This window comes from Weissella sp. ESL1177, from assembly GCF_058107185.1.
The window spans coordinates 946913-965639 of the sequence record NZ_CM176591.1 but is presented as its reverse complement, the minus strand read 5'-3'; the positions used below and the strand labels follow the sequence as shown (position 1 = coordinate 965639).

The following is an 18727-nucleotide window of genomic DNA, read 5'->3' as shown; positions in this document are numbered from 1 at the left end:
CTTATTAGATAAAGAACGTTATCTATTCTAGCATGTTTATGGTATTTGTAACTTTAATTTTTTTTAATAGTATTGCACCAAAGGTTAGTTTTGAGCTATTATGAAATTTGAAACGCGTTAAAGCGCAAGTTAAATTTATATGAAAGGGAAACGTCCATGACAAAGAAAAATGATTATTCGGATGATTCCATTACAGTTTTAGAAGGGCTGGAAGCAGTTCGCAAGCGACCAGGAATGTATATTGGATCAACAGATAGTAAAGGATTACATCATTTAGTGTATGAAATCTTTGATAATGCTGTTGATGAGGCATTAGCTGGCTATGGTAATGAAATCAATGTAACCATTCATGAAAATAACGCCATTACAGTGGTGGATCATGGTCGCGGTATGCCTGTTGGTATGCATGCTTCTGGTAAGCCAACACCAGAGGTTATCTTAACAGTCTTACATGCTGGTGGAAAATTTGGTCAAGGAGGCTATAAAACTTCTGGTGGCCTACATGGAGTTGGTTCTTCTGTTGTTAATGCATTATCAAGTGATTTAGTGGTCACAATTGTTCGTGATGGTGTGAAATACCAAGAACATTTTGTGAATGGTGGTCACCCAGATGGTACCTTAAATAAAATTGGTAAAACTAAAGAAAAATCAGGAACGACCATTACATTTAAGCCAGACAAAACAATTTTTTCAACAACGATTTATAATTTCAATACATTGGCTGAACGATTACGAGAATCGGCTTTTTTGTTGCGTAATGTCAAAATTACATTAACTGATGAGCGACCTGGTCAAGAACAAACAGAAATTTATCACTTTTCAGAAGGTATCAAAGCATTTGTTAGTTATTTAAATGAAGACAAAGATACCCTAGGCGACATCATGTATTTTGATGGTACCGCACAAGGGGTTGAAGTTGAAGTTGCAGCACAATATAATGATGGCTTTTCAGAAACAATGATGTCTTTTGTTAATAATGTGCGAACGCCTGATGGTGGTACTCATGAAGCGGGATTACGCTCAGCTTGGACAAAAGCATTTAACGAATATGCTCGTAAAGTTAATCTGCTAAAAGAAAAAGATAAGAATTTAGAAGGTTCTGATGTTCGTGAGGGATTATCTGCAGTGATTTCATTGCGAATTCCAGAAAATATACTTCAATTTGAAGGACAAACGAAAGAAAAGTTAGGGACGCCAGAAGCACGGACAATTGTGGACAATATCATTACTGAACAACTGGGCTTTTACCTGATGGAAAATGGTGAATTTTCGCAAAGCTTAATTCGTAAATCGTTACGTGCACGTGAAGCGCGTGAAGCGGCTCGAAAAGCACGTGATGAAGCCCGCACAGGCAAGAAAAAAGGTAAAAGTGAGCGCTTACTATCTGGTAAATTAACACCAGCACAGTCTAAAAATGCAAATCAAAATGAATTGTTCTTAGTGGAGGGTGATTCCGCTGGTGGTTCAGCAAAACAAGGTCGTAATCGTAAATTCCAAGCAATTCTACCTTTACGTGGTAAAGTTCTTAATACTGAAAAAGCAAAGTTAGCGGACATTATGAAGAATGAAGAAATAGCGACCATTATTTATACGATTGGTGCAGGTGTCGGTCCTGAGTTTAAGGTAGAAGATGCACATTACGATAAAATTATTATCATGACCGATGCTGATGATGATGGTGCTCACATTCAAACTTTACTATTAACTTTCTTTTATAAGTATATGCGTCCGTTAATTAATGCTGGTAAAGTTTATATTGCTTTACCACCATTGTATATGTTGAGAAGGGGCAAAGGTAAACAACAGCAAATCGAATATGCTTGGACTGATGCACAACTAGCGGAAGCTGAAAAGAAAATTGGTCGTGGTTATACGCTACAACGGTTTAAAGGTCTTGGGGAAATGAATGCTGAACAACTATGGGCAACAACAATGGATCCAACACAGCGTACATTGATACGTGTCAAAATCAATGATGCAATGTTAGCTGAAAAACGCGTGACAACATTGATGGGCGACAAGGTTGAGCCTCGTCGTAAATGGATTGAAAATAATGTTGCTTTTAATTTCGTTGAAGAAGGTGATACCTTACTTGATGAAACGGCTCAGTCTGAAGAGACAAATACCCAAAGTAATGAATTTGTTGCGCCAATAATCGAGAGCTGGCAAGACAAAAAGGAGTAAATTGAATGGTAGAATCTGGAAACATTCAAGAATTAAGTTTAGAAGCAGTCATGGGTGACCGGTTCGGACGATATTCAAAATATATTATTCAAGAGCGTGCATTACCAGATATTCGTGATGGACTAAAGCCAGTCCAACGACGGATTTTGTATGCAATGAATAAGGACGGCAATACGTACGATAAGCAATTTCGTAAATCTGCAAAATCAGTTGGAAATGTCATGGGTAACTTTCATCCGCATGGTGATTCATCGATTTATGAAGCACTGGTACGGATGTCACAGGATTGGAAGTTACGTGCACCTTTAATTGAAATGCATGGTAACAATGGATCAATTGATAATGATCCACCAGCAGCAATGCGTTATACCGAAGCAAGATTATCCAAATTAGCAGGAGAAATGTTACGAGACTTGGATAAAGAAACGGTTGATATGGTATTAAATTTTGATGATACTGAATATGAGCCAACCGTTTTACCAGCGCATTTTCCTAATTTATTAGTGAATGGTGCGACGGGTATTTCAGCAGGGTATGCGACAGATATTCCGCCTCATAATATGGGTGAGGTGATTGATGCATTAATCTATCTTTTAGCTCATCCTAAAGCAACTTTAGATGATTTAATGGCTTTTGTGCAAGGACCTGATTTTCCAACCGGTGGTATTATTCAAGGGATTGATGGCATTAAGTCGGCTTATAAAAATGGGCGCGGTCGTATTATTGTTCGTTCAAAAACAGAAATTATTCCCTTAAAGGGTGGTAAATCACAAATACAAATAAGTGAAATTCCTTATGAAGTTAATAAAGCTAATTTGGTTAAGAAAATAGATGAAATCCGTCTCAACAAGGAAGTATCCGGCATTATTGAAGTCCGTGATGAATCTGACCGTGATGGTTTATCGATTGCCATTGAGTTGAGTAAAGATGCGAATGTCAATGGTATTTTAACTTATTTGTTAAAAAAGACTGATTTGCAAGTCACTTATAACTTCAACATGGTGGCGATTCATAACTTACGACCTGAACGGGTAGGATTAAAAACAGCTTTACAAGCCTTTTTAGACCATCAAGTTGAAATTATTACTAAGCGGACAACCTTTGATCTACGTAAGGCAAAGGAACGGCAACATATTGTCACAGGGTTGATTAAGGCACTTTCAATTCTTGATGAAGTGATTGCGACGATTCGTGGTTCTGAAGATCGTAAGCATGCAAAACAAAATTTAGTCGATCAATTTTCGTTTACACTCGAGCAAGCTGAAGCAATTGTTACTTTACAGTTGTATCGATTAACAAATACAGATGTGACACAGTTGCAGGCGGAATTCGAAGAGCTGTCAGAGAAGATTATGCATTATAATGCAATTCTTTCTGAACCAAAAACCTTGCGACAAGAACTACGACAAGAATTAAAAGTGATTAAGAAGAATTACAGTACACCTCGTTTGACTCAGATTGAGGCAGATGTGCAAGAGTTAAAATATGACCCAACAGTAACGGTAGCTGATGAAGATGTGGCTGTTTTGGTATCAAAAATGGGCTATGTTAAGCGGGCATCATTACGGTCGTATAAAGCTTCTGGTGATGATAATGGTCTAAAAGATGGTGATGACGCTATTTTCATTAATCGTGTGAATACACTGCAACATGTCTTCTTTTTTACTAACAAAGGTCATGTGATTTATCGACCAGTTCATGAACTACCAGAATTCAAGTGGAAGGACCCTGGGGAACATTTATCACAGACAATTAGTGGTTTTGTTTCTGATGAAGAAATTATTCATGTAGAAATTGTCAAAGATATAGATGCGTTATCAGGCACTTGGTTGAGTGCAACAAACGATGGCTATATTAAGCAATTTAATTTTAGCGATTTGATGCCTAAAAGTACTTATAAAAAACGTAGTACAACCTATATGAAATTGAAAACTGCCACAACAAATATTGTTGGCTTAGAACGTTTAACCATTGGCGATGCAGCAAAGCGAACAGTTGTTTTGACTTCGCAACATGCAATGGGGTTACGCTATGATGTGGCTGAGGTACCAATATCAGGAAATCGTACAGCTGGTGTGAAAGCAATGAACCTAGCAACAGATGATCAAGTGATTAGCATGGCAACGGCAATTGATGATCAGGCTTTAGCGATTATTACACAACGTGGTGCGTTTAAATGGATGCTGGTTAATGAGATTCCGGTAACAAGTCGTGCTCGTAAAGGTGTTGCGATATTACGTGAATTAAAGAAAGATTCGCACGAAATTGTGGCGACAGTAATTGTTGACCAGCAATCCCCTAAGCCATTATCGATTTATACGACGCGAGGAAAGCAATTTGATGTGATGCCAAATGATCACGCACTTGCCCAAAGATATAGTAATGGTAGTTTCATTATTGATGTGTCAGTCGATGGGCAACCAATTAATATGCAAATGTATCAAGAAATAAAAATGGTAAATTAAAATTTTTATAGCTGAATCCCCTTGAAAAAAGGTGTATTATTAAAATAATAAAAAAATAATGAATTGGAGAATTATCTGATGGCTAAGACATTGGTTTTTGGACACCAAAATCCTGATACAGATACAATTGCTTCTGCAATTTCTGCATCATACTTTTTGAACAAGGCATATCACATGGAAACAGAGGCAGTGGCACTTGGAACGCCGAATGCTGAAACAATGTATGCATTAAACTACTTTAAAGTGGCCACACCACGTGTTATTGAAAATGCTGATACTGAAGAGGTTATCTTGGTGGATCATAACGAAGCTAGCCAATCTGTTGCCAATTTGGCTGATGTGACAGTAGCTGGTGTGTATGATCATCACAAAATCAATTTTACTTCATCAGCACCTTTGTGGTTTATCAGTAAGCCATTAGGTTCTGTTGCAACGATATTGTATTATGAATACCAGAATGCAGGTATTAGTATTCCCGCAGACATTGCAGGGATGATGTTATCAGCAATTATTTCAGATACACTGTTGTTGAAGAGTCCAACGACAACGCCATTAGATGAGCCAGCATTGACAGGCTTAGCAAAAATTGCTGGGTTAGCTGATTATGAAGCCTACGGACTAGAAATGTTGAAAGCTGGTACAGATCTTTCTACGAAATCAGCAACTGATTTGATTGATGGTGATGCAAAATCATTTGAATTAGCTGGTAAGACGATTCGTATTGGTCAAGTCAATACAGTCGATGTTAATGATGTCTTTGCACGTCGTGATGAAATTGTTGCTGCTATTCAGGCAGAACTTGCTGATAAAGGCTATGACACGTTTGTATTTGTTGTAACGAATATTTTGGATTCGGATTCAGATATTCTTGTTTTGGGTGAAAATCAAGATAAAGTTGCAGCAGCATTTGGTGTTAGCTTAGTTGATGGTCGTGCGTCATTACCCGGTGTTGTTTCACGTAAGAAGCAAGTTGTACCACCGTTGACGACAGCATTTGAAGGATAAATAAAAAGAATTGTAGACCATACACTTAATAGTGAGTGTATAGGTCTGCAATTCTTTTTTTATTATAGAATATGGTGCTTAATGTTTTATTAGATATATTCACTATGTTAAAATGACATAATGAACGATGTTGGTTATTGGCTGATAACTGAATAGCTATTCATAAAATAATTTGTAAACATTTTGGACACTCAGTTCATTGCCAACGAAATAAATCGTATCATTTTTGAAGATTTTAGCATACGGACCAGGTGACAAGGTTAAATGATTTTCATGGAGAATGCCAACAAGTGTTGTACCGGTAATATGCCAAAAATTTAATTCGCTAATTGTTTTATTAAACATTGGTGATTCGTTACTAAGATGTAATTCGTAGGGTATGAATGGGTTATGTTGCTTATAGTACTGAGTATGTTCGATGAAATCATTTAAAGATTGTGTCAGGCTGTCTAATCCAGCTTGTTGATCAGCGATTTGATGTATTAAATCTGTCTGTAAATTTTGTAAATCTTGTGTATCGTTTTCAGATTTAATAAAATCTTGTGCTTTGTCACGTGAAATAATAATTGCACCGCTACCATGATGGGATTCAACGATACCAAGATCTACCAAAACGCTAATTGCACGGCGTGCCGTTTCAGCTGATACGCCGTAACTGGTTGCTAATGTAGAACGTGCGTGGATTTTTTCACCTACCTGTAGTCGACCATTATTAATTTGTTCGGCAATTCTTAGAGCGATGATACGATATCGAGGTTGTTTAATGGATGGCATAGATCGTCCTCCTAAATTAGTCATGTAATTTTAGAATATCATAGATTAGATGTAACGTCTGCTGCAAGTTAAATGGTTTAGTAATTGGTCATAGTTATTTTTAAGCTTTATATATGTTTAATTTAAACTTTTTTTATTATTGGTATAGTTTGTAATATTTGACCGAAGTGCCAACTTTGTGTTTAAAATAGAGTTGTCACTTAGCGGAAGTCAAAATCTTTCGATCAAGTAGGAGGAGAAAATATATGTCAAAGGTTAGAATTGAACACCTGACTAAGATTTTCGGAAAGCGTGTCAAGCCAGCTCTACAATTGGTAGAGAATCACGCATCAAAAACTGATATCTTAAAGAAGACAGGCGCTACAGTTGGTGTATATGACGCTAACCTGTCTGTTGAAGAAGGTGAAATTTTTGTTATCATGGGACTTTCTGGTTCTGGTAAATCAACGTTGATTCGCTTACTGAATCGACTAATTGAACCAACATCTGGGCACATTTACATTGATGATGAAGACGTTTCAAAATTAAATAAAGAAGAATTATTAGAAGTTCGTCGTAAGAAGATGAGTATGGTTTTCCAAAGTTTTGGTCTTTTTCCTCATCGGACGATTCTACAAAATACAGAGTATGGTCTAGAGGTGCAGGGTGTCCCAAAGGCTGAACGTCGAAAAAAAGCTGAAAAAGCACTTGATAATGCTAATTTGTTAGCATTTAAGGACCAATATCCAAATCAATTGTCGGGTGGTATGCAACAACGTGTGGGGCTAGCACGTGCACTGGCAAATGACCCTGAGATTTTGTTAATGGATGAGGCATTTTCAGCACTTGATCCGTTGATTCGTCGCGATATGCAAGATGAGTTATTGGACTTACAAGAACAATATCAAAAAACAATTATTTTTATTTCACACGATTTGAATGAAGCATTGCGTATTGGTGATCGAATTGCCATCATGAAAGATGGTGAGATCGTTCAAGTTGGCACCGGTGAGGAGATTGTGACACAACCTGCAAATGATTATGTCCGAGCCTTCGTTGAAGATGTTGATCGTTCAAAGGTGTTAACTGCGGAAAACATTATGATTCCACCATTCTTTACGAATATTGAGGTCGATGGTCCGAATGTTGCTCTTAAAAAGATGCGTACTGAAGAGGTATCTGGCTTAATTGCCGTTGATCGTAAGCGTCAATTCCGAGGCTTTATTTCTAGTGAAGCAGCTATTCGTGCTCGTACTGAAGGGCTATCATTGGCGGAAGTTGCTACGCAGATTCCAACAGTTGCGCCAGATATGTTAGTAATGGACATTATGCCAATCATTTACGATTCACCGACACCTTTGGCTGTTGTTGAACCGGATGGTCGCTTACGCGGCATCTTAATTCGTGGTCGTGTATTGGAAGCCCTTGCCGAAAATGGTCAGTCAGAAGAATCTGAGGCCGTTAAAAATGAAGTTGAAAAACATGCTGAATCTGAGACAGCTCAATTAGAGACAAAGGAGGAGGTATAATATGTTTGTTTTAGCAGATTTATTTCCTAAGTTGCCATTAGGACCATGGGTTGACTCAGGTGTTGATTGGTTAACGAAACACTTGAGTGGTCTGTTTGATGCCATTCAAAGTGGTGGAAATGCAGTGATGAATACCATGACGAATGCTTTGATGGCAATTCCAGTATGGCTATTCATTATTGGGATGACTATTTTTGCCATATTGATGTTTGGAAAAAAATGGGGCTTTCCACTATTTACATTTATTGGACTATTAATTGTCGAAAATCAGAATTTATGGTCTGATTTAATGAATACATTTACGTTAGTCATTATTTCTAGTTTGATATCAATTGTTATTGGTGTCCCATTAGGAATTTGGATGGCGAAGAACGAGACTGTTAATAAAATTGTTCAACCAATACTGGACTTTATGCAGACAATGCCGGCCTTTGTTTACTTGATCCCTGCAGTTGCATTTTTTGGTATTGGTGTTGTGCCAGGGGTCTTTGCCTCGGTTATTTTCGCATTACCACCAACAGTTCGTATGTCAAACTTAGGAATTCGTCAGGTACCTAATGATTTAGTTGAGGCAGCGGATTCGTTTGGTTCAACGGGAAAACAAAAATTATTTAAAGTGGAATTGCCACTTGCTAAAGGAACGATTTTTTCAGGTATCAATCAAACATTAATGTTAGCATTATCAATGGTTGTTATTGCATCAATGATTGGTGCACCTGGGTTAGGACGTGGTGTTCTATCCGCTGTTCAAAATGCTGATATTGGTAAAGGTTTTGTTAATGGTTTGTCACTAGTTGTACTAGCCATTATCATTGATCGATTCACACAAAAACTTAATCAAAAGCCTGCTGAAAAAGCGGAGCCAACAAAGCATCATTGGAAAGGCTGGACGGCACTAGTTGTTGCTATAGCCATGATTGGCGGTGGTGTTGTGACTTCATTAACTTCGGCTAATTCACATAAAGAATCAATTAATTTGGTTTATGTGCAATGGGATTCTGAAGTGGCTTCAAGTAACGTTTTAGCACAAGCAATGCGTCAACATGGTTATCAGGTAGAACTGACGCCATTAGATAATTCAATTATGTGGCAATCAGTTGCTAATGGCCAAGCTGATGCATCCGTTTCTGCTTGGTTACCATTAACTCACAAGGCACAATATAAGAAATATAAGAACGATATTGATTTGCTTGGACCTAACTTGAAAGGGGCAACGACAGGTTTGGTTGTGCCAAAGTATATGAACGTTAATTCAATTGGTGATTTGCAAAATCAAGCGGGTAAGAAAGTGACTGGTATTGAACCAGGAGCTGGTGTAACAACATCTGCAGAAAAAGCTTTGAAGGACTATGGCCTAGATAGTAAGGGTTGGCAAGTGACACCTTCATCATCAGGTGCAATGGCAGTTGCACTTGGTAAGGCAATCAAAGCAAAGCAAGATATTGTGGTTACTGGTTGGGAACCACATTGGATGTTCCAAAAGTATGATTTGAAGTATTTGAAGGATCCAAAAAAGTCATTTGGTGATGCCGAATCTATTAATACAATGACTCGTAAGGGGCTGAAGGAGGACAAACCGGATGCTTATAAGGTCTTAAAGAACTTTAAATGGACTAAAAAAGATATGGGTAAAGTGATGTTAGATATTCAAAATGGTAAATCACCTAAGCAAGCAGCAAATGCTTGGATCAAGCAACATCAATCAAAAGTTGATGCTTGGTTTAAGTAATAGGAGAAATGACATTATATGTTAACCGAACAAATTGAAGATGCCTGTATCTATTTTGTGGTATTCGCAATCGCAGTGGTCGTTAGTATCACGATTATGGCAGATAATTCACTGTTTGCACAGATTATGATGACACTTGGTGCTATGACCAGTACAGTCATGTTAGTCAGACAGTGGCGTAACAATTATTGAGGTTTTAACCATGACAATAAATTGTCATGGTTTTTTTGTGTGCAAAATTTGAATTTTAATTGACTTTATTGTGAAATACTTTACAATATACATGTGATGCATTTAACTTAATATTTACGTTTTATGTATGGCACGTTGATTTAATAGAGATTTTAAAGGTGATTTATTGTGAATAAAAGTATAAATAGATGCTTTTAAATACACAAATATCATCTGCTATAAATAATAGGGTAGGTAAGTTAATGAAGATTGCAGTTATTGGTAGTACGCATGCAGGCACGTTTTCAGCAACACAAATTAAGCAACAATATCCTGAGGCTGAAGTCACAGTTTATGAGCAACATACAACCGTTTCATTTTTATCATGCGGCATCGCTCTATGGATTGGTAATCATATATCTGATGAGCAACGAATGTTTTATGAATCGCCAGTATCAATGATAAAACAAGGAATTAATATGAAGATGCAACATCAAGTTATTGCAGCTGATTTAGCGTCAAAAAAGGTTGATAGTAAGAATTTAATAACGGGTGAAATAAATACTGAAATATTTGATAAAATCATTATTACGACAGGATCTAAACCACTTATTCCAGATATCAAAGGTATTCGTAGTAAGAATATTTATATGGTAAAATCTTGGGAAGATGCTAACCGCCTCAAAAAAGTCGCTAATGATGTGAAACGTGTCATTGTCATTGGTGCAGGTTATATTGGTGCTGAGGTTGCTGAACAATTTTCAGTGCTTGGTAAAAAGGTGACCTTAATTGATGGTTCTGAGCATGTGTTACCTAAAAATTTTAGTCCCGTTATCACTGACCGTTTGGCAGAAGCTTTTAAGGAAAATCAAGTTAGTCTGGCGTTAAATCAAATGGTAACTTCTTTTCAAGATTTGTCGACAGGTGGCATTCGAGTAACAACCGATAAAGGATCATATGAAGCTGATATTGCCATTTTAGGTATTGGATTTTTACCAAATACAGCATTATTTGAGGGTCAAATCGACATGCTAGATAATGGTGCAATCAAGACAAATGAGTATATGGAAACGTCAGTGCCCGATGTATTTGCCGCTGGAGATGCAGCAACTGTTTTTTATAATCCAACACAAGACTATGATTACATACCGTTGGCAACAAATGCTGTACGCCAAGGAATGATAGTTGCTCGCAATATTAATGGTCATCAACTTGCTTACTCGGGCACACAAGCGACCTCTGCGGTTGAATTATATGGTTATGCGATGTCAGCAACGGGAATGAATCAGCAATCAGCAGAGAATTATGGTTTTACTGCGGTTGAGACAGTTTATGAAGCAGATTATCGACCAGATTTTATGTTATCAACAACTTCGGTATTAACTACCTTAACGTGGGAAAAGACTAGTCGTCGAATATTAGGTGCAGCCTTTATGTCAAAACATGATATTTCTCTTGCAGCTAATGTGGTTTCTTTGGCTATTCAAAACCAAATGACTATTGATGATTTGGCAATGTCGGACTTTTTTTTCCAACCAAATTTCACACAGCCCATAAACTTTGTTGGTGATGTAGCCTTACAAGCGATTCATGAAGCTGATGAAAAACAAAGTATTGACTTAAAAATGTGAATCGTATAATATATAGTTCGTAAACAAAACAAATATTGAAACAAGTTGACCAGGGAAGTATACAATATCCGCAATTTAGAGAGTCATGATTTGGTGCGACATGATATGAGGAAGTTAGTAGAAAATGGCCTGTGATTGGGTATGATGAGTGGCAAGTCCATGAATGATACACGGATTGGTCGCCGTTATTGGACACACGTATAGGCAATGCATCATATCGCACCCTGCTCGCACGTTTGAAGTTTTGTTGAGTAATCAATGAAAAAAATAGAATGGTAACACGATAAGTCGTTTCTAGGTAAAACCTAGTAACGACTTTTTTATTTTTAAGGAGTAAAACATGAATACAAAAGTTAAACATGGTTTATTAGAAACGATTGTGGCAATTGGTATTGGTATTGTTGGCATTGGTGGAATTAATACAACGGTGTTAGCTGATAGTCATTCACGGACAGTGACAGTTGGTTTAGTTGGCGATTCTGATAGACAATTGTGGCAATACGTTAAAAAAGATGCTGCCCAAAAATACCATATAAACATTAAATTAAAAGTATTTACTGATTATGTGAAACCAAATCAAGCATTGGTTGATAAATCAATTGATTTGAATGCTATGCAGACAATTGCCTATTTCAATGAACAAAATAAGCATCTTGGTAATAAACTTGTCCCAATCGGTAAGACATATGTGACACCAATACGTATATATTCTGAAAAATATAAAAAGTTAGCTGACTTACCTCAAAAAGCCACGATTATTGTGCCAAATGATGGGTCCAATGAAAAACGCGCTTTAGATGTATTAGAGTCTGCAAAGTTAATCAAATATGACCATTCAAAAAAACTACCAGGTGTTAAAGACATCACAACAAATAAGAAACATTTTCATATCAAGGAAGTTAATTCTGAACAAACAGCATCTGCCCTTAAAGGTGTTGATGCGGGGGTCGTTAATACAAATTATGCATTAGATGCTAAATTAGATATTGACAAAGCATTATATACAGAACCAGTAAATAAGGCAAATAGGGGTTATATTAATATTATTGTGGCTCGCAAAGGTACTCAAAATAAGAAAATATATCGACAAGTTGTAAAAGCATATCAAACCGATCAAACAAAAGCACATATGAAGGCATTGTATGGATCAGCTGAAAAAGCAGCATGGGATATTAAATTGAAATAAAACAATAAAAATACATGAATAAGTGATGATATAGAATATGAGGAGAGAGATAATGACAGAAGAGACGGCAATTTTTGCGGGTGGTTGTTTTTGGTGTATGGTTGAACCTTTTGAAACGTTACCAGGTATCTTAAAAGTACGTTCTGGTTATACAGGTGGATTTAAAGATCATCCAACCTATGCACAAGTAAAGGCACATGAAACAGGCCATACGGAAGCAGTGAAAATTTGGTTTGATCCAGATATTGTGAGCTATGAAGATTTAGTCAAATTATATTGGCAAACCGCTGATCCAACTGATGCAATGGGACAATTTCAAGATCGTGGCGATAACTATAGACCGGTGATTTTTGTTAACTCGAATGAACAACTAGCTATTGCTAAGCAATCAAAAGAGGCATTAATCGCAAGTCACATTTTTGGTGATGATGAAATTGTGACAAAAATTGAGCAAGCAAAAATTTTTTGGGATGCTGAAGAAGAACATCAACAATTTTATCGAAAGCATGCTGATATTTATGCTGATGAAAAAAGGGACCGCGATGCATACAAGCAAAAGTTTTGGGGAACACGCAATAATTAAATTAGATGATATGAAATATTGATATAATTAGCTATACTTGTAGTTAGTGAATCAACGAAGGGATAACTATCAAAATGAGGTATAGCTTTTTTGTGAATCCAATTGCAGGTAATGGTTTAGCAAAGAAAAAATGGCGTATTTTACGAAAATATTTAGATAAATATGAATTTCGATATGATGTGCAGTGGTCTCAAATATCTGGTAATATGGCGCAACAATTGCAAACACTTGATTTAGACAAACAACAGGTCATTATTTTGGGTGGGGATGGCACGTTACATGAAGCCTTAAACGGGTTAGCTAAAAATAAAAAGCAGAGACAGCCGATTGCATATATACCTGCTGGATCGGGGAATGATTTTGCGAGAAGCCATCACGTGTCTCAAAATCCGATCGAAGCGTTTAAACGTATCGATCAGGCAGTTAGACGTCATGAAGTGACTATGCTAGATATTGGTGACTATATTGATAGACAAACGCATGAAGAATACTTTTTTGTAAATAATTTTGGTGTTGGTATCGATGCAACAACAGTTGCTTTAGCAAATCAATCTACTTTAAAACAGTGGTTGAATAAAATTCATTTGGGCAGTATCAGTTACTTGTTGTCTGCTTTTCAAAGTGTGCAACAGCAAGATGCATTTGAAGTAACATTACAATTATTGGATACCGGCAAAATAATCCATAATCAGCAAGGTTATTTATTAACAATTTCCAATCAGCCTTATTTTGGTGGTGGTATAAAAATTGCACCTGGCGCTAATGCCAAAGATGGCTTATTTGATATTGTGCTTGTTGATCGACCCAAAAATTTACGGCGTCTTCTATGGTTAGTTGGTGCTTTACTGAGGGGACATCATTATTTTTATAAAGAAGTGTATCATGTCCAAGCAGCTCAGATTCGTTTAAAAACAATCAAATTAGAATATAGCCATTTAGATGGTGAGATTCTGGCTGTTAAGACCTATGACGTGACATTAAAATCATTAAAATATCCATTTTTCTTATAAATAAAATATCTATAAAAAGCCGTTCAATACTATCACAAAAGAAAGCGTGATAGTATTGAACGGCTTTTAAAAAATATAAGAAATTAAATCATAATAAACATCGGTAGAATAAGTGGTCGACGTTTGGTTTGTTCAAACAAAAATCGTTGTAACTGTGAAACAACAGCATTTCGAATACTATGTTCAGTCGTCGCTGGTTCGTGCATAGCAGATAAAATCGCGTGGAAAATGACTTTACGACCTTCATTAATTAATTCTTCTGACTCACGCATATAAATGAAGCCACGTGATAAGATATCTGGACCAGCAGTAATTTCCTTACTCTTTAAATCAATAGTCGCAACGACTACTACTAGGCCATCTTCTGATAGCATTTGGCGATCACGAAGTACGGCAGTACCAACATCGCCAATACCATTACCATCAACGTAAGTATCTTGTGCAGGAATATGTCCAGCAATCCGAGCTTCATCAGGGGAAACGGCTAGTACATCACCATTATCTAAAACAAAAGTGTGATCTTCTGGCACACCAACATCATGGCCTAACCCTTCATGAACCTTTAACATCCGGTATTCACCGTGAATTGGCATAAAGAACTTAGGCTTCATCAATGAAAGCATTAATTTTTGTTCTTCTTGACCACCGTGACCAGATGCATGAATATTATTAATTTTTCCATGAATGACATTCGCACCAGCTTCTTCCAATTCGTTAATCACTCGATTGACTGACTGTGTGTTTCCTGGAATTGGTGAACTAGAAAATATAACAGTATCATCCGGCTGAATAGATATTTGACGATGTGTACCATTCGCGATTCGAGCTAAGGCAGCCATTGGCTCACCCTGAGAACCGGTACACATGATGAGTACTTCTTCTGGTGGTAGCTTATTAATTTCATGAGCATCAACAAGCATTTCTTCTGGAATGTCAAGATAGCCAAGAGCGAGTCCGTTAGTAACGGCACTTTCCATTGAGCGACCAAAAACCGCAATTTTACGACCATGCTGTAAAGCAGCCTGTGTTGCCATTTGAATACGTGACATGTTAGAAGCAAAGGTGGCGAAGATTATTCGACCATTAATTTCGTTGAATAATTTATCAATGGTTTTACCTACCCAACGTTCAGATTTTGAAAACTCTGGGCGTTCCGCATTAGTTGAGTCAGACATAAGCAATAAAACACCTTCTGAGCCAATGCGAGCCATTTTTTGTAAATTAGGTGGCTGCTTTGTTGTTGGTGTCAGATCGAATTTAAAATCACCTGTTTCGACGATGGTTCCAGCAGGTGTATGAACAGCAACCCCATAAGTATCAGGAATAGAGTGGGTCGTACGAAAAAATTCAACACTCATTTTATCAAATTTTAAAATGGTATCTTCATTAATTTCATGTAGTTCTGTACTGTTTAACAGACCATGTTCGTCTAATTTATTTTTAATAAGCGCAATTGCTAGCGGTCCGGCATAGACGGGGACATTGACTGCATTTAAAAAGAAATGAATCGCACCAATATGATCCTCGTGTCCGTGGGTAATAACAAGGGCTTTAATTTTATCTTTATTGTCTTTTAAATAGGTATAATCAGGAATGACATAGTCAATTCCAAGAAGTTCGTCTTCTGGAAATTTTACACCAGCATCAATAACGATAATTTCATCACCGTATTCAATACCATAAGTGTTTTTCCCGATTTCACCTAAACCACCTAAAGCATAGACAGCTGCTTCATTAGGTTGAATGGTTAAATCAGTTGTCATATATTAAAACTCCGTTAGTTTAAAGTCTGGATTTTGTTGTTCATAAGCCAAAGCTTTTTCTGATAGCTGTTCGATGTGTTCGACATTATAGTCTGTATTTTTTTCAACAGCTAAACGTGCGGTTGGTAAATCTGGTGCATCTAAGTAAAGAGAATGTGTGTTTTCACGCTCTGGACTTTGAAAAGTATTAGGTTGATAGTAAACTTTAAAAATCATAATAATAAAGTATCTCCTTATTTTTTATTCCGACTATTCGTATATAGCTAGTTTAGCAGAAAATCATAGTATCTGCTACTAACGACAAAATAGTTACGCAACTTGATTGTTAATGAAAAGATTTGATATAAATAATTTAAAAATTTTTTTGTATCAAGCCATTGTTAATTTATTTAATCGTTTTTTGTTTCAAATTCGGGTACACTAAACATAGTAATAAATGAGAAAGTTTATTTAAACTTTATGGAGGAACAGTCATGTGGATTTTATGGATTTTGATCATTATAATAACCATGATTATTGCCATAACGATTTATAGGCGCTATGGGCGTCGGTTAACTGAACGACAAATCATTGCTTCGCAGCAAACGGTCAATCATGGCATGACATATGCATTACAAGACTTACAAGATGTCTTATATTTGCTACCTGAAAAACATATTTCGTCAACTTTGGTTGCTAACATTTGGGGACATGAGGTCATGGCATTTGAATTTATTTTGCCAGTATCTGAGATGCAAGAGGTTGTTGTTGTCCGTCAAGCAGTTAACAATGCGTTAAGAGAATATACTCAAAAAAATAATTTACCCAGTGCTTCTGAAACTGATATGGCACTGTTAGTAACCGATGTTTGGTATGATAATCGCGTACCAGAATTACACATCGATGTGGCTCATATTGTTAATCAAGAAACTGCTGCGTATATAAGAGATTTAAGGAAGTTAAACCAGCCTGTTTAGAATTTGATATACTAAAAATAAGATAAAAAATAGGAGAGTCTGAAGATGTATTTGATGAACGAAATTGTACGTGATGGTGACAAGGTATTACGAGAGCGTGCTGCAAAAGTTGTATTCCCTTTATCTGACGAAATTAAGGAAGCTTCAAAGAATATGATGGATTACTTAGTTATTAGTCAAAATGAAGAAGCAAACGAAAAATATGGGTTACGACCAGGTGTCGGTTTAGCAGCGCCACAAGTTGGAATTTCACAACAGTTTTCATCTATCTTAATTCCTTCAGCTGATGTTGAAGAGTTGCAAGAAAATAAGGGAAATGAAGACCAATATTTCTTTAAAGGAACAATTTATAATCCTGTCATTACGCGTCAATCTGTTAAAATGGGTGCTTTGTCAATGGGTGAAGGCTGTCTTTCAGTTGATAATGATTTACCAGGTTACGTTGCTCGGTCATATCGGATTACGGTGAGATATCAAAACGAAAATGGTGATAAACAAGAATTAAAATTAGAAGGCTATCCAGCGATTGTCTTTCAACATGAGATTGACCATTTGCACGGAACACTATATTACGATCATATTAATAAGAAAGATCCATGGGCTCAAACTGATAACACACGTTATTTGGGGTGATTTATATGAAAAATTCGGATAAAAATTTTAGTTACCCACTGTTAGCTGGTTGGCATACATCTGACATTGTTACTGCTAGTAATCTTTATTCTGCGGTAGCAAACGCTTATGAAATCGGTATCGAGCGCCAGAAATTATTAGAAGCTTATACGGCTTTTAAATTGGTGGTACCTAGTAAAAGCGAGGAGAAACAGCTCGGTCGTGAATTTGAAAAATTATCTGGATATAGTATTTATAAGACAATTAATGCTGCACAACAGACTACTAGTCGACATTTTAGAATGGAGAACTAGCTTATGGATAAGGTACAACTAAAAAAGATGGACGAAACAGTCCTTGGGTGGCTCGATGATATTAGTCAAATAGTGATGAAACGGATTCATCAACGAATTCAAGTAGAAACCAAAAGCAGTCATCGAGATTTAGTAACAAATGTTGATCGAGAAATTGAACAATACTATGTCCAACATATTCGGACGTATGACCCTGAAGCAAAAATCTTGGGTGAAGAAGGTTTTGGGGATGCCGTAAAGTCGACAGAAGGCCGTATTTGGTTTGTTGACCCTATTGATGGCACAATGAATTTTGTTAAGCAACAAGCTGAGTTTGCAACAATGGTTGCTGTTTATGAGAATGGGGAACCAGTAATGGCATGGATTATGGATATTGCACAACATGATGTCGTTCATGGCGGCCCAGCGTTTGGCGTTTATCACAATGGCAAGCCACTAGAAACACCAACAAATTTGGGTTTAAAAGATGGTCTAATTATTCTGTCCGGTGCGCGATTATTATATGAAGAATATGGATTCACAGCATTAGCCAAAGCTGCAATTGGTTATCGTATTTATGGTTCTGCAGGCATTTCCTATTTGCACGTATTAACAGGGAAAGCGGTTGCATATCTTAGCCGAATGAGACCATGGGATTTTGCAGCAGGTGTTGCATTGGCAAAATCTTTGGGATTAAAAGTTGGAACAATTGACGAATACCCTATGAATATGTTAGTATCAGGTTCAGTACTTGTGGCAACAGAGAAAACATATCATGATATTATGACCATTCAAAAGGAGTGGTTATAATATTAGTGTTGTAGTTTTTCGCTTGTTACACCGATTACAGAAAAAAG

At 36.8% G+C, this 18727-nt stretch carries 17 protein-coding genes; 14 read left to right on the top strand and 3 right to left on the bottom strand.

Going from position 1 to position 18727, the window contains the following annotated elements; all coding sequences use genetic code 11:
* Positions 1 to 156: 156 nt before the first annotated feature.
* From parE to AC3B5D_RS04570, 3 genes are all read left to right on the top strand, one after another.
* Positions 157 to 2184 (top strand): DNA topoisomerase IV subunit B, encoded by a 2028-nt coding sequence (gene parE / locus AC3B5D_RS04580; protein ID WP_489841163.1) that lies wholly within the window; start codon positions 157 to 159, stop codon positions 2182 to 2184.
* A 5-nt stretch (positions 2185 to 2189) separates the two neighbouring features.
* The gene (parC, locus tag AC3B5D_RS04575; RefSeq protein WP_489841164.1) at positions 2190 to 4649 is read left to right on the top strand and encodes a DNA topoisomerase IV subunit A; all 2460 of its coding nucleotides are present in this window, start codon (positions 2190 to 2192) and stop codon (positions 4647 to 4649) included.
* A 78-nt stretch (positions 4650 to 4727) separates the two neighbouring features.
* Entirely contained in the window at positions 4728 to 5654 is a 927-nt protein-coding gene (locus AC3B5D_RS04570) for a manganese-dependent inorganic pyrophosphatase (RefSeq protein ID WP_489841165.1), read from the top strand.
* A gap of 156 nt (positions 5655 to 5810) precedes the next feature.
* Here AC3B5D_RS04570 and AC3B5D_RS04565 read toward each other — a convergent pair whose 3' ends face one another.
* Entirely contained in the window at positions 5811 to 6428 is a 618-nt protein-coding gene (locus AC3B5D_RS04565) for a GntR family transcriptional regulator (RefSeq protein ID WP_489841166.1), read from the bottom strand.
* Between the two features lie 245 nt (positions 6429 to 6673).
* On the opposite strand from AC3B5D_RS04565, the gene AC3B5D_RS04560 reads away from it, so the two are divergent.
* The 7 genes from AC3B5D_RS04560 to AC3B5D_RS04530 all read left to right on the top strand — a co-directional run bounded on the left by AC3B5D_RS04560 (position 6674) and on the right by AC3B5D_RS04530 (position 14246).
* Positions 6674 to 7936, top strand: coding sequence for a quaternary amine ABC transporter ATP-binding protein (locus tag AC3B5D_RS04560; protein ID WP_489841167.1), 1263 nt, complete (start codon positions 6674 to 6676; stop codon positions 7934 to 7936).
* A 1-nt stretch (position 7937) separates the two neighbouring features.
* Positions 7938 to 9665 (top strand): ABC transporter permease/substrate binding protein, encoded by a 1728-nt coding sequence (locus AC3B5D_RS04555; protein WP_489841168.1) that lies wholly within the window; start codon positions 7938 to 7940, stop codon positions 9663 to 9665.
* Between the two features lie 18 nt (positions 9666 to 9683).
* Positions 9684 to 9857, top strand: coding sequence for a hypothetical protein (locus AC3B5D_RS04550; protein ID WP_489841169.1), 174 nt, complete (start codon positions 9684 to 9686; stop codon positions 9855 to 9857).
* Between the two features lie 242 nt (positions 9858 to 10099).
* Positions 10100 to 11467, top strand: coding sequence for an FAD-dependent oxidoreductase (locus AC3B5D_RS04545; protein WP_489841170.1), 1368 nt, complete (start codon positions 10100 to 10102; stop codon positions 11465 to 11467).
* A 340-nt stretch (positions 11468 to 11807) separates the two neighbouring features.
* Complete coding sequence (locus tag AC3B5D_RS04540) at positions 11808 to 12653, top strand: MetQ/NlpA family ABC transporter substrate-binding protein (protein WP_489841171.1); 846 nt, start codon at positions 11808 to 11810, stop codon at positions 12651 to 12653.
* 52 nt (positions 12654 to 12705) lie between these two features.
* On the top strand, positions 12706 to 13236 hold the full coding sequence (gene msrA, locus AC3B5D_RS04535) for a peptide-methionine (S)-S-oxide reductase MsrA (RefSeq protein WP_489841172.1): 531 nt from the start codon (positions 12706 to 12708) through the stop codon (positions 13234 to 13236).
* A gap of 74 nt (positions 13237 to 13310) precedes the next feature.
* Entirely contained in the window at positions 13311 to 14246 is a 936-nt protein-coding gene (locus tag AC3B5D_RS04530; protein WP_489841173.1) for a diacylglycerol/lipid kinase family protein, read from the top strand.
* A gap of 83 nt (positions 14247 to 14329) precedes the next feature.
* Here AC3B5D_RS04530 and rnjA read toward each other — a convergent pair whose 3' ends face one another.
* Together rnjA and AC3B5D_RS04520 are read right to left on the bottom strand one after the other, a co-directional pair.
* Complete coding sequence (rnjA, locus tag AC3B5D_RS04525; protein WP_489841174.1) at positions 14330 to 16009, bottom strand: ribonuclease J1; 1680 nt, start codon at positions 16007 to 16009, stop codon at positions 14330 to 14332.
* Positions 16010 to 16012: 3 nt separating this feature from the next.
* A complete protein-coding gene (locus AC3B5D_RS04520) occupies positions 16013 to 16225 on the bottom strand; it encodes a DNA-directed RNA polymerase subunit epsilon (protein WP_489841175.1) in 213 nt (70 codons plus the stop codon).
* Positions 16226 to 16482: 257 nt separating this feature from the next.
* On the opposite strand from AC3B5D_RS04520, the gene AC3B5D_RS04515 reads away from it, so the two are divergent.
* From AC3B5D_RS04515 to AC3B5D_RS04500, 4 genes are read left to right on the top strand one after another with little or no spacing between them, the layout of a single operon-like run.
* Positions 16483 to 16965 (top strand): hypothetical protein, encoded by a 483-nt coding sequence (locus AC3B5D_RS04515; protein WP_489841176.1) that lies wholly within the window; start codon positions 16483 to 16485, stop codon positions 16963 to 16965.
* Between the two features lie 45 nt (positions 16966 to 17010).
* Positions 17011 to 17598 (top strand): peptide deformylase, encoded by a 588-nt coding sequence (gene def, locus AC3B5D_RS04510; protein WP_489841177.1) that lies wholly within the window; start codon positions 17011 to 17013, stop codon positions 17596 to 17598.
* Between the two features lie 5 nt (positions 17599 to 17603).
* On the top strand, positions 17604 to 17891 hold the full coding sequence (locus tag AC3B5D_RS04505; protein WP_489841178.1) for a UPF0223 family protein: 288 nt from the start codon (positions 17604 to 17606) through the stop codon (positions 17889 to 17891).
* A gap of 3 nt (positions 17892 to 17894) precedes the next feature.
* A complete protein-coding gene (locus AC3B5D_RS04500) occupies positions 17895 to 18680 on the top strand; it encodes an inositol monophosphatase family protein (protein WP_489841179.1) in 786 nt (261 codons plus the stop codon).
* The last annotated feature ends 47 nt before the right edge of the window (positions 18681 to 18727 follow it).